This is a genomic window from Chloroflexota bacterium (assembly GCA_016887485.1).
In the GTDB taxonomy this organism is placed as follows: Bacteria; Chloroflexota; Anaerolineae; order Anaerolineales; family Anaerolineaceae; genus Brevifilum.
The window spans coordinates 575,435-594,648 of sequence record CP069394.1; the positions used below are offsets into that span (position 1 = coordinate 575,435).

At 51.8% G+C, this 19,214-nt stretch carries 16 protein-coding genes; 9 read left to right on the plus strand and 7 right to left on the minus strand.

What is annotated here, in order from left to right:
• Positions 1-64: 64 nt before the first annotated feature.
• The 9 genes from JR338_02710 (at position 65) to ccsA (ending at position 13,125) form a co-directional block, all read left to right on the plus strand.
• Positions 65-3,214, plus strand: coding sequence for an isoleucine--tRNA ligase (locus JR338_02710; protein ID QRN83684.1), 3,150 nt, complete (start codon positions 65-67; stop codon positions 3,212-3,214).
• 11 nt (positions 3,215-3,225) lie between these two features.
• On the plus strand, positions 3,226-3,756 hold the full coding sequence (gene lspA / locus JR338_02715; GenBank protein QRN83685.1) for a signal peptidase II: 531 nt from the start codon (positions 3,226-3,228) through the stop codon (positions 3,754-3,756).
• Positions 3,753-4,691 (plus strand): RluA family pseudouridine synthase, encoded by a 939-nt coding sequence (locus JR338_02720; protein QRN83686.1) that lies wholly within the window; start codon positions 3,753-3,755, stop codon positions 4,689-4,691. The genes lspA and JR338_02720 overlap by 4 nt, the downstream gene beginning before the upstream one ends.
• A complete protein-coding gene (ltaE, locus tag JR338_02725) occupies positions 4,688-5,731 on the plus strand; it encodes a low-specificity L-threonine aldolase (GenBank protein QRN83687.1) in 1,044 nt (347 codons plus the stop codon). Before JR338_02720 ends, ltaE begins: the two co-directional genes overlap by 4 nt.
• A 118-nt stretch (positions 5,732-5,849) precedes the next feature.
• On the plus strand, positions 5,850-7,211 hold the full coding sequence (locus JR338_02730; GenBank protein QRN83688.1) for a metallophosphoesterase: 1,362 nt from the start codon (positions 5,850-5,852) through the stop codon (positions 7,209-7,211).
• A gap of 12 nt (positions 7,212-7,223) precedes the next feature.
• Entirely contained in the window at positions 7,224-7,841 is a 618-nt protein-coding gene (locus tag JR338_02735) for a sulfotransferase (GenBank protein QRN83689.1), read from the plus strand.
• Between the two features lie 21 nt (positions 7,842-7,862).
• Complete coding sequence (locus JR338_02740; GenBank protein ID QRN83690.1) at positions 7,863-9,428, plus strand: sulfatase-like hydrolase/transferase; 1,566 nt, start codon at positions 7,863-7,865, stop codon at positions 9,426-9,428.
• An 18-nt stretch (positions 9,429-9,446) separates the two neighbouring features.
• Positions 9,447-10,415 carry a prolipoprotein diacylglyceryl transferase gene (gene lgt, locus JR338_02745; protein ID QRN83691.1) on the plus strand — a complete coding sequence of 323 codons (969 nt, stop codon included), beginning with the start codon at positions 9,447-9,449 and terminating at the stop codon, positions 10,413-10,415.
• Positions 10,416-10,653: 238 nt separating this feature from the next.
• Positions 10,654-13,125 (plus strand): cytochrome c biogenesis protein CcsA, encoded by a 2,472-nt coding sequence (gene ccsA, locus JR338_02750; GenBank protein ID QRN83692.1) that lies wholly within the window; start codon positions 10,654-10,656, stop codon positions 13,123-13,125.
• A 91-nt stretch (positions 13,126-13,216) separates the two neighbouring features.
• Here ccsA and JR338_02755 read toward each other — a convergent pair whose 3' ends face one another.
• The 7 genes from JR338_02755 to JR338_02785 form a co-directional block, all read right to left on the minus strand.
• Positions 13,217-14,068, minus strand: coding sequence for a PIG-L family deacetylase (locus JR338_02755; protein QRN84337.1), 852 nt, complete (start codon positions 14,066-14,068; stop codon positions 13,217-13,219).
• A gap of 91 nt (positions 14,069-14,159) precedes the next feature.
• Entirely contained in the window at positions 14,160-15,092 is a 933-nt protein-coding gene (locus JR338_02760) for a 4Fe-4S binding protein (protein QRN83693.1), read from the minus strand.
• Between the two features lie 56 nt (positions 15,093-15,148).
• On the minus strand, positions 15,149-16,015 hold the full coding sequence (locus tag JR338_02765) for an FAD/NAD(P)-binding protein (protein ID QRN83694.1): 867 nt from the start codon (positions 16,013-16,015) through the stop codon (positions 15,149-15,151).
• On the minus strand, positions 16,008-17,027 hold the full coding sequence (locus tag JR338_02770) for a 4Fe-4S dicluster domain-containing protein (GenBank protein ID QRN83695.1): 1,020 nt from the start codon (positions 17,025-17,027) through the stop codon (positions 16,008-16,010). Before JR338_02770 ends, JR338_02765 begins: the two co-directional genes overlap by 8 nt.
• Before the next feature lie 11 nt (positions 17,028-17,038).
• On the minus strand, positions 17,039-17,992 hold the full coding sequence (locus tag JR338_02775; protein ID QRN83696.1) for a 4Fe-4S binding protein: 954 nt from the start codon (positions 17,990-17,992) through the stop codon (positions 17,039-17,041).
• Positions 17,985-18,425 (minus strand): hydrogenase iron-sulfur subunit, encoded by a 441-nt coding sequence (locus tag JR338_02780; protein ID QRN83697.1) that lies wholly within the window; start codon positions 18,423-18,425, stop codon positions 17,985-17,987. Before JR338_02780 ends, JR338_02775 begins: the two co-directional genes overlap by 8 nt.
• Positions 18,425-19,018 (minus strand): 4Fe-4S binding protein, encoded by a 594-nt coding sequence (locus JR338_02785; protein ID QRN83698.1) that lies wholly within the window; start codon positions 19,016-19,018, stop codon positions 18,425-18,427. Before JR338_02785 ends, JR338_02780 begins: the two co-directional genes overlap by 1 nt.
• Positions 19,019-19,214 lie beyond the last annotated feature (196 nt).

Genomic DNA, 19,214 nt, shown 5'->3' on the forward strand with positions numbered 1-19,214 from the left:
GGGCTTACAACTCGTCCCTGATTGGGATGAGTTTTGTTTTTTAATTACCTTTATCGGAGGCTTCATGTTCGAACCTGTCTCATCGAGATTGAATATCAATTTACTGGAAGAGGAAATTCTGCGCTTCTGGAAGAAAAACGATGTCTTCCACCAGTCCATGACCAGCCGTGAGGGCGGCCCGGAGTATGTCTTCTTTGAAGGCCCGCCGACTGCCAACGGTAAGCCGGGTGTGCATCATGTTCTGGCGCGGGTGTTCAAAGATATGTTCCCGCGCTATAAGAGCATGAACGGTTATCATGTTTCACGCCGAGGCGGGTGGGATACCCACGGGCTGCCGGTGGAGATCGAGGTGGAAAAGCGTCTGGGCTTCACCAACAAACAGCAAATTGAGGATTACGGCATTGCCAAGTTTAACGAGCTCTGCCGTGACTCGGTGTTCACCTACATTCAGGACTGGGAAAAACTCACGGACCGGATCGGTTATTGGGTGGACCTGGAGACGGCCTATGTGACCTATAAGAATTCTTACATCGAATCGGTCTGGTGGCTGCTGAAATCCATCTGGGATAAGGGCCTGCTCTATCAGGGCTTCAAGGTTGTACCGTATTGCCCGCGTTGTGGGACGCCGCTCTCCGATCATGAAGTTGCGCAGGGCTATGACCAGGCGGTAGACCCCTCACTCTTCGTGCGGATGCCGCTGGTCGATCAGGAGAACACCTCTTTATTGGTCTGGACGACCACACCCTGGACGCTGCCCGGTAACGTAGCTGTGGCAGCCCATCCGGATATTGAATATGTGAAGATCAAATACGGTGAAGGCGATGACGAGGAATATCTGGTCCTCGCCAGGCCGCTGCTGGAAAAGGTGATGGGCGATGCGCCTTATGAGGTTGTGAAGACCTATAAGGGCAAGCAGCTCCGTGGCTGGCACTACCGGCCGCTGTTCACCTTCCTGCCGGTTGAAAAGGATGCCCATTACATCGTGCTGGCCGATTTCGTCACCACTGAGGACGGCACCGGTTTGGTGCATATCGCCCCGGCCTTTGGCGCGGATGATATGCAGATGTCGGTGGAGAATGACCTGCCGATCCTGATGACCGTCAACGATGAAGGTCACTTCATCAATGAGATCAGCCCCTGGGCGGGCATGTGGGTCAAGGACGCCGATCCGTTGATCGTGGATGATCTCAATCAACGCGGGCTGATGTTCCGTTACGGCACCCATGAACACACCTATCCCTTCTGCTGGCGCTGCAAGACGCCGCTGCTCTACTATGCCCGGCCCACCTGGTATATCCGCACCAGCGAGAAGAAAGACCGCCTGGTGTCGTTGAATGAGAATATCAACTGGTACCCGGACTACATCAAGAACGGCCGCTTTGGCAACTGGCTGGAGAACAACATTGACTGGGCTTTGGGGCGTGAACGCTATTGGGGCACGCCGCTGCCCGTTTGGGAGTGCGAGAGCTGCCACCACCAGGAATGCATCGGTTCGGTGCAGGAACTGAGTGAGCATGCCGGCCGTGACCTGAGCGAGCTGGATTTGCACCGGCCCTATGTGGATAACGTCCATTTTGAATGTCCTGAATGCCACGGCAAGATGAACCGCGTGGCGGAACTGATTGATGTCTGGTTCGACTCCGGCTCGATGCCCGTGGCACAGTGGCATTATCCCTTTGAGAATCAGGAAACCTTCAAGGAACAGTTCCCTGGCGACTTCATTTGTGAAGCTGTGGACCAAACCCGCGGCTGGTTCTATACCCTGCATGCGATCAGCACGCTGGTGTTCGACAGCAATGCTTTCAAGAACGTGATCTGCCTCGGGTTGATCCTTGATAAGGACGGTCAGAAGATGTCCAAGTCGAAGGGTAACGTGGTGGAGCCCTGGGATGTGCTTAAGGCCCATGGCGCTGATGCGCTGCGCTGGTACCTTTACACCGCCAGCCCTCCGGGGCAGGAACGCCGCTTCTCTGAGGACCTGGTCGGTGAGGTTGTCCGCAATTTCACGTTGACACTCTGGAACACCTATTCCTTCTTTGCGACCTATGCCAATCTGGATAAATGGACGCCTGACAGCGAGGTCAAACCGGTCTACAGTGATCTGGATAAGTGGTTGTTGTCGTCGTTGAACACCCTCGTCCGGGATGTGACTGTGGCATTCGAGGATTATGACGTGCTGGGTGCGACCCGGCCGATTGAAAAGTTCGTCGATCAGCTTTCCAACTGGTATTTGCGGCGATCTCGCCGGCGCTATTGGAAGACAGAGTCCGATTCGGACAAAGCTGCGGCATACGCCACACTTTATGAAGCGCTGCGGACCCTTTCCTTCCTGCTGGCCCCGACCATGCCCTTTATCGCTGATCATATGTATCAGAACCTGGTCCGCAAGATGGATCCAGATGCGCCGATTTCCGTGCATTTGGCAGAGTGGCCTACCTATGATCCGGAAATGATTGATGAGAAGCTGAACCGGGATATGACCACTGTGATGAAGCTGGCTTCCCTTGGACATGCCGCTCGCAATTCACAGAACCTTAAGGTTCGCCAGCCGTTGGCTTTGGCGGAATTCGTGGTCGGGAACCTGGATGAACAAAGCGTCGTCAAGGATTATGCTGACCTTTTGGAAGACGAATTGAACGTCAAAGGCGTCAGCCTGTTGGGTTCTGCCAGTGAGGCGGTGAGCTTCAGCCTGAACCCGCTGCCCAAACAGTTGGGTCAGCGTTTCAAGGCGGATTTCCCCAAGGTGCGCAAAGCCCTGATGGGTCTGCCTGCGGATCAGTCCGCCCGGCAGTTGCTGGAAGGTGAGAACCTGACCGTTGAGGTGGATGGCGAGAGCTATAAGATCTCATCGGATGAGGTTGAAGTTCGCGCTGAATCCAAAGCCGGTTTCGCCGTGGCTTCTGAGGGCGCATACCTGGCCGCATTGGTGACGGAAATGACGCCGGAATTGGTGAATGAGGGTCTGGTACGTGAGTTCGTCCGTCGGGTACAATCCTTGCGGAAGGATGCCGACCTTGATATTGCTGACCGGATTCATTTATACTATACGGCATCCGAACGTTTGGCAAAGGCTATCCAGGCCTTTGAGGACTATATCAAAGAAGAAACCCTGGCAGCAGACCTGGCCGTAGGTGTTAACCCGGAAGGATTGCCATTTACCCAGGATGAATTCGATGGTGAGACGGTCCGCATCAGCCTGGCAAAGAAGTCGTAAGGGAGTTCCGTTTGAAGAAAACGTTAAAACAATATTGGATTTTATTGGTCACTGTTCCAGCTATTTTGATTCTGGATCAGGTGACCAAAGCTATCGTGCGGGCGAACATTCCTTTTGGGTCCGTCTGGATGCCCTGGGAATGGCTGAAGCCCGTTTTGAAATTTGTCTATTGGCACAACACCGGTGCGGCTTTTGGCTTGTTCCAGGATGGCGGTACTATTTTTGCGATCATGGCGGTGGCGGTTTCAATTTTCATTGTCATCTATTACAAGCATGTGCCTCAGCACGAAACGCTGACCCGGGTGGCCTTGTCCATGCAAATGGCCGGCGCTTTGGGTAATCTGATTGACCGGATCGCATTTGGCCCAGTGACCGATTTCATCTCTGTTGGCACCTTTGCGGTTTTCAATATCGCCGATTCGAGCATCACGGTTGGGACGGCCTTGCTGATCCTTTCCATGTGGCTTGAAGAACGCAAGGCGAAGATAGAAGCGGGTTCGGAAACCATCCAGGAACCCGAGTCACAAGACAAGCCGGCATGAAAGTCCAAGAGTACGAATTTACCATTCCCGATGGGGAAGACCTCCGTGTGGATAAATTCCTGGCAGAACAGCTGCCAGACGTTTCGCGTTCCCAGATCAAGAACCTGATCGAATTGGGCAATGTGACCCTGGATGAAATTGTTGTGGACAAAGCCGGCGCCAAGGCAAGACCTGGCAGCATTGTTCGTATCGATGTTCCTGTGGATGATTCGGATGGCCTGGTGCCTGAAAACATCCCCTTAGATATTCTCTATGAAGACGATCAGGTGATTGTCATCAACAAACCTTCGGGAATGGTGGTTCATCCTGGGGCCGGGAACCAATCCGGCACGGCGGTGAACGCCCTCCTGGCATATTATCCGCCGATCCGTTCGGTGGGGGAGACCGACCGGCCGGGTGTGGTGCACCGTTTGGATAAGGAAACCTCCGGTGTGCTGATCTTTGCCAAGACCCAAAAGGCTTATAAATGGCTGGTGAAAGAATTTAAAACCCGCGATATGGAAAAAGCCTATCTAGCCCTGGTGGATGGGAAACCGCCCACACCAACCGGCCGGATTGAAGCACCGATCATCCGTGATCCGAATATTCGCACCCGGATGGCAGTCGGCCTGCGGGGGGCTGGAAAAGCCGCTATAACGGAATACTTCACCATTGAAAACTTTGAAAAGCATACTTATCTGGAAGCGCACCCGATCACCGGACGCACACATCAAATCAGAGTTCATCTCAGTTATTTAGGGACACCTGTTGTGGGCGATTCCCTCTATGGGCACCGTAAACCCAGTGTAGAACTGGACAGGTTTTTCCTGCATGCCCGAATGCTCTCCATTCGGCTGCCGGGAAATCGGAGCCCGCAAACCTTTGAAGCGCCGCTCCCGTCGGAGTTGCAGGTGGTTCTGGATTCCTTACTTAGTGATGAGAGGAAGCCGTTATGAAATGGATTGACCTCCGTTCGGATACGGTGACGCAGCCCACTGAAAAAATGCGACAGGCGATGGCCAACGCTGAAGTGGGAGATGATGTATATGGCGAGGACCCAACCGTCAATCGTTTGCAGGCTATGGCCGCAGAACGATTGGGCAAGGAAGCCGGATTATTTGTTGCCTCCGGCACGATGGGTAACCTGATTGCAGTGCTGACTCACTGCGGCCGGGGCGATGAAGCGATTATGGGTGACTGTGCTCACACCTTCGTTTATGAAGGTGGTGGTACGGCAGCTCTCGGTGGGGTGCATCCCCATACGATTCCCAATCAACCTGATGGAACACTATTAATAGAAGATATTCAACATGCAATCCGCGGAGATGACCCGCATTTCCCGCGCTCAAGGCTGTTGATCCTTGAAAATACCCAGAACAAGTGCGGCGGTTTGTCCATTTCTCGGGACTATATGCTCGAAGCGGCTGCCGTCGCCCGTGAGAATAACCTGGCCGTCCATTTGGATGGCGCTCGGATTTTCAATGCCGCTGTTGACCAGGGCGTCCCGGCTGTGGATCTGGTCGATATGTTTGATACGGTCACTTTCTGCCTGAGTAAAGGACTTTGTGCTCCGGTGGGATCGGTGCTCTGCGGCTCGAAGGATTTCGTAGCCGAAGCGACCAGAATCCGCAAGCAGTTGGGCGGCGGGATGCGCCAGGCTGGCATCTTGGCTGCGGCTGGGATCGTTGCACTGGAAGAAATGGTAGACCGGCTGGCAGAGGATCATGCTCATGCCAAAGAACTGGCGGAGAGGCTGGCCCAAATTGAAGGCGTCCGATTGGATAAAGGTTCGCCGAACACCAATATGGTTTATATCGAATTGGCTCCTGAGAAGGGGATCTCAGCAGTGGACTGCGCCCAGGCCTTGAAGGAATTGGGTATTTTGGTGGGCGTCACCGGGCCGAGGCATTTCCGCCTGGTGTGCCATTACTGGATCAAAGATGAAGATATCCCTGAGATAGTCAAAGGTTTTGAAAAGGTAATGAATTCAGACTGAGAATTACTTGAAGAGCATGGTATGGTCAGGCTTTTACCTGATTTTCCGGTGATCTTAACCTGCATGTTATTGCGCGCATGGGATAATTGGAGTGGTAACCCAATTTACAGGAGAAAAAATGTTAGTTGTTTTATCCGATCTACACTTTTCAGAAGCTCAATCCACTCGGATTGGCAATTTAACGTTTAATAAGAACCTGGACCCCGAAATCTATCGTGCCTATCTGCGCGAAATCAACCAGATTGCCCTTTCTAACCAAATCCGCCAGGTGGATCTGGTGTTGGCTGGCGATATTTTTGAGATCACCCGGTCCGCAATTTGGTTTGATGGGCCATACCGGCCCTATGTGGATAACCGCGATGTGGAACCCGGTTCTCCACTAGAGGCGAAAATCCTTCAAATTCTGGATGCCATTGCCGTTGAGGATAAGGTAAAAGAGACCTTGCTTCTCTTCCGAACCCTTGAAGAACGCTTCGATGTGGATGTCAGGTTGCATTATGTCGTGGGGAATCATGACCGCCTGTTAAACGCCACCCCCGAGCTGCGGCGGAAGGCCAGAGCGCTTTTAGGCGTGGGCGGTGGTGATCTGCCATTGATTCATCAATTCATCTATCAGGATGAGGAGGAAAAATCCTTCTGCCTGGTGCGCCACGGCCATGAATATGACCCGATGAATTTTTCGGTCGATACGCATGCCCTGGAAGTGATTCCGACAGAGTTTTCCGAGGATATATATGGCAATGCCCCCTTGGGGGATATCATCACGATTGAGTTTGGTGCGGCCTTGCCAAATTATTTTGTTGAGCATTATGGAGAGGAACGAATCATCAGTAATCCCATTCTGATGGCGCTTTATCAACGCTTGATGGACTTTGACGACGTTCGGCCAACCTCCGCTTTGCTCTCGTATCTTTTCGCAACACCCGGAGTTCCCAAGAAACAGACGTGGGAATTCATGCTTCCTTGTTTCACGCGGACGATCAATGCCCTATCAGAGATAGATCTGGTCTTCAAGGAAATTGAAGAGAACACTTCGATTAACAAGAGCCAACGTCTTTTGTTGGAAGGTGTATTAAATTCGGATTTACTGAAAAATGGTTTGCCGTATTGGACGGTCAAGCAATTGATGAAGCAGGTTTCCAAGAAGATCAAGCTGAACTCGCAGGCCAGGTGGGCCAAACGGGAGGCTTTGATCCAGGACCCCGAAACCGGCTGCCAATGCGTCATTGGTGGACATACGCATATCCCTGAAGTATCATTGTTATCTGCCAGGCAGGGTGATGAACAGTACTACATCAACACCGGCACCTGGCGGAATGTAGTCCCTGCCACCAAGGATTTCAAAGCGTTTGGGAAACTGAACGCAACGACCAAGGTTATGGTGTTTCATCCCAATGAGATCCCGGCAGAAGAGGGATCTTCTCCCTGGTCTTTCCAATATCTCAGTGGTTTTGGATTAAGCAATCATCGACATCTATAGAATTCAGGCTCAATGACATCACTCCGATCTCAACTGAAGAAACTGTTTTCGAAAAACGAATTTATCACAATCGTGTCCGGCTTGCCCCGTTCAGGGACATCCATGATGATGTCCGCTCTAAGGGCAGGGGGGATGCCTTTGGTGGTGGATGAAATCCGGCAGGCGGACGCGAATAATCCCAAAGGGTATTATGAATTTGAAAGGGTCAAGAAATTGCCCAGGGGTGATACAGCCTGGCTGGCAAAGGCTCCGGGTAAGGCGGTTAAGATCATTTCAGCCCTGTTGGAATACCTGCCACAAGATTATTCTTACCGTGTTGTATTCATGGAGCGAGACCTGGGGGAAATCCTGGCTTCTCAACAGCGGATGATGATTCGCAATGGGAAAGAACTTGGATATACCGACGAGGAAAACCAGCTCTATCAATCCTTTGTTGACCACCTTTCCACTGTTAACCAATGGTTGGCGGGTATAAAAGGTGTCCAAACGCTCTATGTCAGTTATAATGATATTTTATCGGATCCGATGACCCAATTTCAAAAGGTTGCAGAATTTCTGGAAGGCAAAGTGAATTCAGCCGCTATGGCCAAAGTCGTGGACCCAACGCTTTATCGCGAGAAATCCAACTAGCGCTTTGGCTTGAAAGGTTATATGTCACAACAAATCAAAAAGAATGTCGTTTTAGTGGTATTGGACACCCACCGGTTTGACCGGATTGGGGTTTATGGGTATGGACGTCCTACGACACCCAATCTGGATGCGCTGGCTGGGGAAAGCCTGTTCTTCAAACGGGCCGTTGCCCCCGGACAGTGGACGATACCCTCGCATGCATCACTTTTCAGCGGTGAAGCACCCGCCGTTCACGGCACAGTGCAGGCGGATGATGCCCTGCCGAAGGAATTTCAGACCCTTGCCAGCCGGTTAGCGGATCAGGGCGTCCAAACCACCGGCTTCTGCAATAATCCTTTAGTAGGCGTTTTGCAAAATGGCTTCACCCGTGGTTTTGATAAATTTTATAACTACTGCGGCATGGTGCCTTCCACACCTCAGAGAGAAATTGACGACTTGTGGAAGCCTTTCCGCAATCTTTGGAGCACATATACACAGTTACTACGCAAACTCTCCTATCCCATTCAGAATGCCTTTGCTCAACCCAATGAGTTCTTCCTCGCAGCGTTACGACCGCTTTTTGTGCCCCTTTGGACTAGGGCAGGCAATTTCAAGGGGATGACGGCTCGCTCCATTCGGGAGAGCACATCTTTTGTGAAAGAAATTGGTGAGGAGCGCAAGGGCGGTAATTTTGTCTTCCTAAACCTGATGGAAACGCACTTACCATATGCGCCGCCGGATGAGTATGTGCGGAAATTTGTCCCCTATTTCCATGAAACCCCCGAAGCGCAACAGTTTATGGGTAATTTCAACCGGAAGGCCTGGCAATGGCTGATCCCGTTGGTTGAGCCCTTCTCTGACCTCGAATCGCAGACTTTATCGGATATGTATGACGCCGAAGTGGCTTATCAGGACCATCTGTTAGGTCAGTTAATGGAGACACTGAACACCGATTATCATCGCGAGAATACCATGGTGGTCTTCATGGCGGATCACGGCGAAATGCTGGGTGAACATGGCTATATGGGTCATGGTTTTGGTGTCCATGAAGAATTGGTCCATGTGCCGTTATTCATGCGGGTGCCTGGTATGGATGATGCCCGCCAGATAGAAACACGGATTTCCACCACACGGGTTTTTTATTCCGTTTTGGACTACTTCGGTTTTGAGACCCTGGCAATGCCCTATGCGGAAGAGGTGGATGTGGCCAGCCAAAGCCTTTTAGGGATGGTGGATAAGAAGGATATGGATCAGGCTTGTGCGATTGCAGAAGCCTATGCTCCTGAAAATGCTGTTCAGATCGTCAAGAAGCACCATCCTGAGCTGACCGAACAATTCCACCCTGGTGTGGATCAGCGGGCAGTCTATCAGGGCGATGAAAAGATGATCGCGGTAGAAGAGATTTCAAAGGTCTTCTATAACCTGGCCGGTGACCCAACAGAGCAGGAACCCTATCGCGATCCTGCTCGGATTGAGGATTTGTCAAAGGTTTTGGAAAGCTATCTGGATTTGGCAATGACCCGCAGCGAGGGATCATCTCATCGCAAGATTTCATTGAAAGATGAATTGGTCCAACAGCGTTTACGTGATTTAGGTTATTTGGAATAAAAGCAGAAGGAGATCGGAATGATCGATCCTATCATTTTTACCATCGAATTAGGTAATTACTCATTTTCGCTGTATTGGTACGGCGTTTTGGTGATGCTGGGTGTGGCGGTTGCCACCTGGCTGACCGCGAAGGAATTTAAACGCCGCGGCGGTGATCCTGAATATGTCTGGGACAGCCTGCTGTGGATGATTCCGGCTGGGGTGATTGGCTCACGGTTGTGGTATGTCTTCAATACCACCTTGGGCGGTGACATGCGCTATATCAATAACCCAATTGAGATTTTGAATATCAAAGAAGGCGGTCTGCATTTCTTTGGAGCGCTGTTGTTTGGTGTGATCGCTTTCCTCCTCTATGCCCGGAAAAACAAGGTGGATGTCTGGTTGATGCTGGATTCCGTTGCACCGGGGCTCTTACTTGGACAGGCGATTGCTCGACCGGCTAACTTTATCAACCAGGAACTCTATGGTCAGCCGACCACGCTTCCCTGGGGGATCAAGATTGCAGCGCAAAACCGGATTTATCCCTATAACAACCTAACAATGTTCCCAGAGGGTACAACCCGTTTCCATCCAACCTTTGCCTATGAAATGGTTTGGAATATCCTTGCCACCGGCTTACTGCTTTGGCTGGTGCGAAAATATAAAGACAAAATCAAACCAGGTGTGGCCTTTGGGATTTGGCTGATCCTGGCTGGCGTTGGCCGAAATGTAATCGAGTTCTTCCGACCTGATCAGCCCACTTTCCCTGGGACAGCCTTCAGCTATTCCCGCTTCTTCGCCATTCTGATGGCATTGGCTGGTGTGATCCTGGTGCTGATCAAGATGGAAATCTGGAAGGTCAAATTCATCTCCGCTGGTGAGAGCGAATATATGATCGCTCCGCCTCTGGAAGAGGTCATGGAATCCCGAAAAGCAGCGAAGAAATCTGCTGAGGAAGGGTATGAAGAAGAGGCTGAGGTAGATACCCCGCCTGATCCGGATAAGTAATCTATGATGAATAAGAAACCGCCTGTGATAAGGCGGTTTTTTTATCCGTAGTGGAGCTGGAAATCTGGGGTATTATTTAGGCTACAGCTTATATTGAGGTTGAAATCAGGAGAATATTGGTTACTCGCAAGCTAATCCTGACCCAAAAAGATGGGAAAATAATCCTCAGTGGGGGCTTATTTTGTGAAATCTGATATTATTTGATTAGCAGAAACCAACGAACATCCAGGAGAAAAGAATGCTCGATGAAGTTGGCTCAATCCTTATCGGTTTATCGCTCTTTGCATCATTGATTGCAGCTGTTGCTTTTATTATTGGGCTTAGGAAGAAAGATTTCCGGTGGCAGAAAGGTGCGCGGAATGCACTTTATGGCAGTACGGGACTGTTACTGGTTGCCCTGGTCCTTCTGTTGATTGCCTTTATCACAGATCAATTCCAATTAACTTATGTTTTCACACATTCAAGCATAGCGCTGCCAATGAGCTTGAAGTTGTCAGCCGTCTGGGCGGGGCAGGAAGGGTCTTTGTTGTTGTGGGCTTTTCTGCAGGTCTTGTTCTCTGCAATGGTTGCCAGAAAGCTGACCAAAGAGAGCGCGCTTGAGACCTGGGCCAGCTTTATCATGAGCCTCATTGCTATCTTTTTTATTGGGATGACCCTCGTCTTTTCCAACCCTTTCATTGCATCAACAACAATCCCCCAGGATGGCCTGGGAATGAATCCTTTGCTACGTCATCCGGGGATGATTTTCCATCCGCCATTCCTTTACCTGGGCTACGTCGCCCTGGCTATTCCCTTTGCATACGCTCTGGCCTCGCTGATCGTTGGTGATGTGGGGCTCTGGCCTCAAAAAGCCCGTAATTGGTCATTGATGGCCTGGTTATTCCTCGGCGTTGGTCTTTTATTGGGAATGCGCTGGGCCTATGATGTCCTGGGATGGGGCGGTTATTGGGGCTGGGACCCGGTTGAAAACGCCGGTTTGATGCCCTGGTTAACCGCAACGGCCTTGCTGCATGGGCTGGATATGCAATCTCGGCGCAAGGGTTTCAAGGTTTGGAACGTCGTTTCAGCGGTGCTCTCTTTTACGTTAGTCGTTTTCGGGACCTTTACGACCCGCAGCGGTTTGATCCAATCGGTGCATGCTTTCAGTGAGTCCGTGGTTGGGCCCTATTTCCTGGCAGCTTTGTTGATCGTGCTGTTGGGATCAATTGTTCTGATGGTTGTGAAGCACAAAGCCTTTGGCCAGTTGATTTACCCTGAGAAGATCTTCTCCACGGAAGGTGCATATTTCTTCGCCTTACTCTCCCTGATGCTCATTACAATGTCCATCATGGTTGGGACGCTGCTGCCAACCCTTACTGGCGGCACTTTTACGGCACCGGCGGCCTGGTTCAATCGGGTGGTGGGACCTCAAATGGGTGTCTTGGTATTTTTAATGGGGGTTGGCCCGCTGATTGGGAAATTGGTACGAGGGACCAAAGACACGCTCTGGCGGTTACTGCCGCCTGCCATAAGCGCTCTGGCTGGTTTTGCGATAGCCTGGTGGGGCGGCTTTAGGCTTACCGGCTCATTGATTGGTCTTACGATTGCCGGTTTCTCTGGCGGCGCAGCCTTAGGTGAAATTGGCTTCAATATTGGCGGACGCATCAAGCAATCCGGTTGGAAAGCTGGACTGCAGCATCTGCCATTCCTGGGCAGACATGGTTATGGGGCACACTTAATCCACCTGGGCGTGGTTTTGATGGCGGTGGGTGTTATTGGGACACAGCTGTATGAAACTGAACATCAAGTAACGATGATCCCTGGTGAGTCGGTTAATGTCGGCGGCTATACCCTGCTTTATGAAAACCTGGCTGAAGAAATAGCCGATGATCACCTGGATATCTGGGCTGTTATTTCAACATATGAAGGCTCGGAGTATTTAACAACCTTAAAGCCCCAGATTAATTATTACCCCTTTTATAACCAGACCATGACCGCACCCGCGATACATTCTTCCTGGCGAGAGGACCTTTATTTGGTTATGTTTAGTGTGGGTGGGGCTGGACAGGTCAGCCTGAGTGTTATGATTAATCCCCTTAGCGCTTTCCTATGGATTGGCGGCATGGTGGTTTTGTTGGGCGGGGTGATGGCCTGGTGGCCACGGCTGAGTGAGAGCGACCGGCAAGCAGGAAAACGGCATGGTTTTGGCGTTCAAATTGGGGTGATCCTGGGATTGATCGTCGTTGGGGCGGTAGTGGTTGCCTTGTGGGGCAACTCGATCAATCGCACAAAGAGTACGGGCCGCCCGCTGCCTGGTGAACAAGCTCCCGCTTTTGCAGCCAAGGATATTGATGGAAACGAATTCCGTTTGGGGGATTATCGCGGCGAGATTGTGGTGATCAATTTCTGGGCGACCTGGTGTGAACAATGTGAAGATGAGATTCCTGAATTTGAAGCGATCTGGCGGGAGTTGGGAGGCGAGGGCGTTCAGTTTGTTGGGGTGGCGATGGATGACACCCTTGCTGCTGTTTCTGCTGTGGCAGAAACTCAGGACGTGACCTTCCCGTTGATTGTCGAAGATGAGAGCAGGATTTCTTCTGCCTTTGGGATTACAGGTGTGCCGGAGACTTTTGTCATTGATCCTGATGGGTATGTGGCTTATATCCATATCGGCGCGGTGGATGCTGAGACGCTGAGGAACGAACTGGCTGATTTGATGAAAATGGATTGATATCTTACATGATTGGGTCAATTATGACAGCCAACATCAGTAGGGTGTTTGTGGGGAATTCATTAAGACTGAAGAAAAATTGATGGGGGAGCTAACCGCCAAGGCGCTGCAGACGATCGCGTACGTCTTTTGCCAGGTTTTGGATGGCCGTATCCACAAAACCTTCAATGGAGAGTTTGGGATCCGTAATCAGGGGCGTCAGGTCCATTGCGTAGACCATTAATTCCGCCTGGTCGGTGTGATGGGATTGATAATAAGTTGCATTGGCGCGTTTACGCCCCATCGCGGCCAGGTCATAACGCTTGCCGCCGGCAATTTGTGAAGTAAAAGCTTGGAGCAAGGCAGCCTGCCACTCGGGATGGCTGGAGACATCCAGACCAACTTTCTGATCATCCAGCAACCAGTCCAGCCCGCGCCAGAGTTCACTACCATAAACAGTGATCCCCTGGGAGCCTTCTCCCATCCGGCGCAAGGCTTCAATCACGCTGAGACCCACTGCAACGTGAGTGTCATGTTTGTCTGCCAGGTTGTGGGTGTAGATGATCTGAGGCTGACAGGCCTGAATGATGGTCATCAGGTCTGTGATGACTGCTTCCCGCTGGGGTGATTTAACTTGCGCGCTGCTGTAATTCAACTGGAACTGAGCATGGTAATGACCGATATTCGCTGCATGACGCTGTTCTTCCAGCCGCACATGCCACATTTCCTCATCGGAGAGATCGGCATAATCGCCGGAGCGGGGTGCCCCGCGGCCATCCGTCACTGTGACCCCGGTGAAGGCCTGATCCGAATGCTCGTAGCCCGCCAGAATACCGGGGATAGCAAGCATCTCTAGGTCATCCTGATGCGCTCCAATCCCTAGGTGGGTTGTTTGGTGTAAACGGCTATCATTTTTATTCCCTGAGGGATAATAGCATTCTGCGAGGGGGTTATTCAATTGGATCATCGGCTGCACCTCCACATAGATTTTACTCTTTTAAATCAAAAACCGGTCGCTTCGTGTTGAAAACGACCGGTCATTTTATTTGGGAATGTTAATCCATGTCCCTGGTGTGTTCAGGCAGGATATGTCCGCGTAAGGCCACAATCAGGTCACGGCGCTTAAGAGCCCGTTTGCGGTCAATTTCGACGGCACTGGCTTTATCATCCGCCAGTTTACGCAGGGCTTCGATCCAGGCAGCGCTCTGAACCGGCGTGTGATTGACCCGCCAGCGTTCCACTTTGATTGCCAGCTGATCTTCGTTGATCAGCTTCTTGTGGGAGCGGGTCAGCGTGAGCCCCTGAGATTCAAAGGTGAATTCTTCTTCCTCGAATTCGGGTTGGATGGGGCAGGCATGCATACAGGAACCGCATTTAATGCAGTAGTAATCGGCCAGGACCAGCTCGCCCTCATCATTGAGGTGTAAAGCCCGGGTGGGGCAGACATCGGCGCAGGCCACGCAGCCTTCCACGCAGCGATCCCGATGGAGCTCCACCTTGCCTTGCCAGGCTTGTTGTACATGGAACGCGCCGTCGCTGGCAACTTCGCATTGGCGGCAGCGGATGCAATCCTCATATTGGATTGCCATGGTGTCGTTCTCGGCGTCATAGCTGATGATGTTGGTGGGACAGTTATCAATGACAAAATCTTTAAGTTTAAAATCAAAGGCGTCTTTATTGAATGAGGTGTGGCCGCGAACTTCAGGAAAAGCGCCATATTCCAACACGGGGTTTTCCGGTTCGCCGTTGATGGTCATGGTGATGGCATGCACGGGACAAATTTCTACACACATCCCACACATCACGCAGGCTTCAGGATCCACTTCCACCGAGGGCCTGGCCACCATCCGGCCGTCGATTATCTCGCCATCCAGGTGGGTAAGGGCATCTTTGGGGCAGACTGTTGGCCCCATTTGGCATCCAACGCAGCGGTCCAGATCCCAGGTCATCAGATAGTGTCTGGTGATCATGGGGCGTTCCAGCGTCATTTGGTTTTCTGTTCGAGTTTTAATCGTTTTTCCGCGATGACTCATAATCTCTCCAATTAGATATCGTCAGGAAGCTCATGCAGTTCAGCCAGGCTGAATACAGGGCCATCCTTGCAGATATATTTTGAGCCGATATTGCAGCGTCCACATTTACCGATCCCACATTTCATCCGCTTTTCCAGCGAGGTGAAGATCGTTTCGGGGGCGAAACCCAGCTCCACGAGGACAGGCAGGGTGTACTTGGTCATAATGGGCGGCCCGCAGACAATCGCCACAGCGTTATCCGGTGAGGGGGCAACCTCTTTGACCACATCTGGGACGTAGCCGACATGGTGCAGCCAGCCCTCTTCGGGGACGTCAATGGCCTGGTGGATCTCGAAATCCTCATTCTGATACCAGCTTTGGATGTCGTGTTTATACATGCAGAGGCCGGAGGATCGGGCGCCGTAGATCACAACCAGTTGATCGTAATCTGGCCGGTTTTTGGGGTGCTGGACGTGTTTAGTCAGGGCATAGAGGGTGGAAAAAGCACAGCCACCGCCGATGATGACCAGTTTCTTGCCCTTCCAGTCCTCCAAAGGGAAGCCATTCCCGAGCGGCCCACGCATCCCAATCGCGTCACCGGCTTTGAGGGTGTGGATGTATTCGGTAAATGAGCCGACCTTTTGAACGGTGAAGCGTACAAATTCACCTTCCCAGGCAGCAGAGGCGATCCCAAAGGGGGCTTCACCTTTACCGAAGATGGAAAGTTGGCAGAATTGACCGGGGTTGTAGGCCTTGAAGAAGGCTTCGCAGTCCTCTTGCTTATCGAAACTCAGTTCAAAGGTCTTAAGTGAGCGGTCTGTGGATTCGTAATAGGCCCGCAGAATATGCATCGGGATCGGATCATAGGGATTATCGTGATGATGGTGGTGTTCAGGCATTTGCCGGCTCCATTTCCAGGGCATTTGCAGCCCGCAGCATTGCGCGGATATCCAGGCCAACGGGGCAGTAACGTACACAGCGCCCACAACCCGTACAACCGATTTCTCCGACATGATCCAGCCAGTAGCTGTATTTGTGGCTCAGGCGTTGGCGGGTGCGTTCCTTGCGTGAAGGACGGGGGTTATGCCCCGAAGCTTCCAGCGAATAGATCCTGAACATGCAGGTATCCCAGTTACGAACCCGTTCACTGCGCTGAACCTCGTCAACGATGTCAAAACAGAAGCAGGTGGGGCAGAGGAAGGTGCAAACACCACAGCCCAGGCAGGATTCGGAGATCTCAGCCCAGAAGTCGCTGTCGAAATTCGCATCCAGCTTCTCTTTGAGCCCATCTGTCTCAAAGGCTGGTGCCATCTTTGCCACTGCGTCTTTCTGTAGGTCCTTGATCTGTTTTTGCTGCTCTTTCGAAGCTTTTGGCAGGTCAGCGAAGAGCTTTACAGCTTCATCGGAGAAAACTTCCACGAAATAGGCGTCATCCATCTTCGTCATCAAGGCATCCAGGCCTTTGGTGTTGAAGGGGCCGCCGCCTACTGTTGTGCAGAAGCAGGTTTGAGGCGGTTCGTCACAGCCCAAACCGATCAGCAAGGTTTCCTTACGGCGATTGCTCCAATAGGGATCGCTATTTTCTTCAGTTGAGAAAACGGTATCCAAGAGAGTTGCCGCTGAGGCATCACAGGGGTGAATACCAAAGAGGATCCGAGGTTTGATCTCAAGTTCGACATCTTCCAACCGGTTCAGCCGTCCATTGTACCGGAGCATGACTTCAGTTTGAGGAAGGAAGAGGGACTTGGGTGGGTAGCGGGTGTTGTGCGGCTCATCCAATACGAGTTCGCTTGAACCCAGGGGCAGAAAAGCTGAAAATTGCTTTGCTTTCTGAGGGGCATAGACTTCATAATCCGCAGACCACTGCTCCAGGACTTTTTCAAGTTGCTTATTATCCAGAATATATGTCATTTGTTCATCCCTCAAACTACAAAGCGTTTCTTGTCGTCCAGGTTGAACGAAGCAAAAGGCGGTTGGGTTTCACTGTCCATACCGGGGACAAATTCGTAGTTGTCATAGACATCCTTGTTCAATTTGTCCGTCAGATAGGTCATCTTGATATCCATCGGGCAGGCCCGTTCACAGGCGCCGCAGCTCGTGCAGCGGCCGGTCTGGTGGAAAGCTCGGATGATATGCCAGGCCTGCGTGCCGGCAGGGGAGATGTCACTCTCGGTCCAGCGCGGTGTGGCATGATCCACGAAACATTCCGTGCAGTAACACATCGGGCAGGCTTCCCGGCAGGCATAGCAGCGAATACAGCGTTCTGATTCTTCCTTGAACCAGGCGTAACGTTCTTCCTTGCTCAGCCCTTCAAACTCCTCGATGGGCTTCCGGACGAGTGCCGGATCGCCTTCGGGGAGGGGCTCACCAACCAGTACATCAGCGCTGACAGGGTTGGGATGAACGCAGCGCAGGCAGGAGTCGTGCAGCAAGTCCTGGCGCTTGAATGTGTGGGTTTTGCCCTTGGCCACCACTGTGACCTTATCGCCACCTTCGTTGAAATCAGAGATTTCTTCGCCGACTTCCGCGATGATCTTCTTGATGTCAATGATTCCCTGGCAGGGCACGCCGATCAGGAATAGGTTTTCTCTGGGGTGTTGATGTTCGACCACAAGGGCGTTCACAGAGCGGTTCTCACAGCCCCGGACTACAATCCCGATCCGGGTGTCATGAGGATAGCGGGTCAGATAATTAGCGAGGTTGTTTTGGCAAAGGCTGTTATATTCTAGGTTTGCCAGTTCATCCGTGTTTCGGAAGAACGCCGGCTGAGGTCGCAAGGGGGATTCTTCTTGTTTGAAACCGATCACCACATCAACGACGTTCTCGTCCAGCAGCCTCTTGATTTCTGAAGTGAGTTTATCTTTGATCTCAGGCATGATCACCTCGGAGAGCTTCTGTTGAACGGGTGGCAAGATTCTGGGTGGGGCCCAGTTCGGCAATATCCGTCTCAAATGCAGCCAGTTCTTTTTGGATGCGGCCTAAGTCCTGCAGATCGAGCCAAACGAAACGAATCCGTTCTTTCTCATAGCCGATGTAATCCAGCAGATTAGCGAATTCATCCTGCTGGCGCATAGCGCTCAGATTACCTTCTTTGAAATGGCATTTCTCCGGCAGACAGCCGCTGATCATCACACCATCGGCGCCGCCCTGAATGGCATTCAGAACGTGAAGGGTGTTGATCCTTCCGGTGCAGGGCACTTTGACCAGGTGCATTGAACTGGGGAGGTTATTTTCTACCCACTGTTGGTCCGGTTCGGAATAGAGGCACCATTGGCATTGGAACAATACAATTTTGGGTTTGGTTTCCATCAGTTCCTCGCCTCCTGGCGCTGCACCCAGCTCCACAGATCATCAAGGATTTCCTTGTCCGTGTTCTCTTGAGGCACACCGATGGAGGTGGAGCGGCAGATGGCAGAACATAGGCCGCAGCCCATGCAAAGGCCTGGGTCCACTTCGGCGACCTGGATCACCCCTCGGAAGGGAACTTTCTTTTCGACCAGTGAAATGGCGTGGTAGGGACAGCCTTCGGTGCAAAGTCCGCAACCAACGCAGGTCTGTTGGTCAACCCTTGCAGTCTTGATGGGCGTGACTCGGCCCTCTTCAACAGCAATCTTCTTGACCGCTGTGATGACACCGGAAATGTGGATCTCCTGGGGGCAGGCGGCATAACAGAGGTCGCATGCCGAACAGAGCCAGGTTGTTGGATTATCAAAGGCTTCCTGCTTCATTTCCATCATGGCCAGACGCAGCAAACGGCGGGGATTGTATTTCGGTTCGCCTTTTTGCTGAACCATACATTTGCTCACGCAGGTGCCGCAGGAATAGCAGAGTTCCAAGAACTCTCCACCCGGCAAGGCCTTCACCTGTTCGGCAAATGTTTGGACACCGGTGTCATGGTTCATTTGGCCTCCAATTGGCTGGTGATGGCTTTGACGAGTGTGTCGGAATAGACCATGGCTTCCTCAACGCCCGGAACGCCGGGGAATTTCTTAAGGCGTTTGGACATTTCAGGTTTGAGCCGTTCGATCTCTTCGTGAAGTTCTTCAGGTGCGATATTATCGAGAACATCCTGCATTTCATTCAGCACCCGGGCGTATT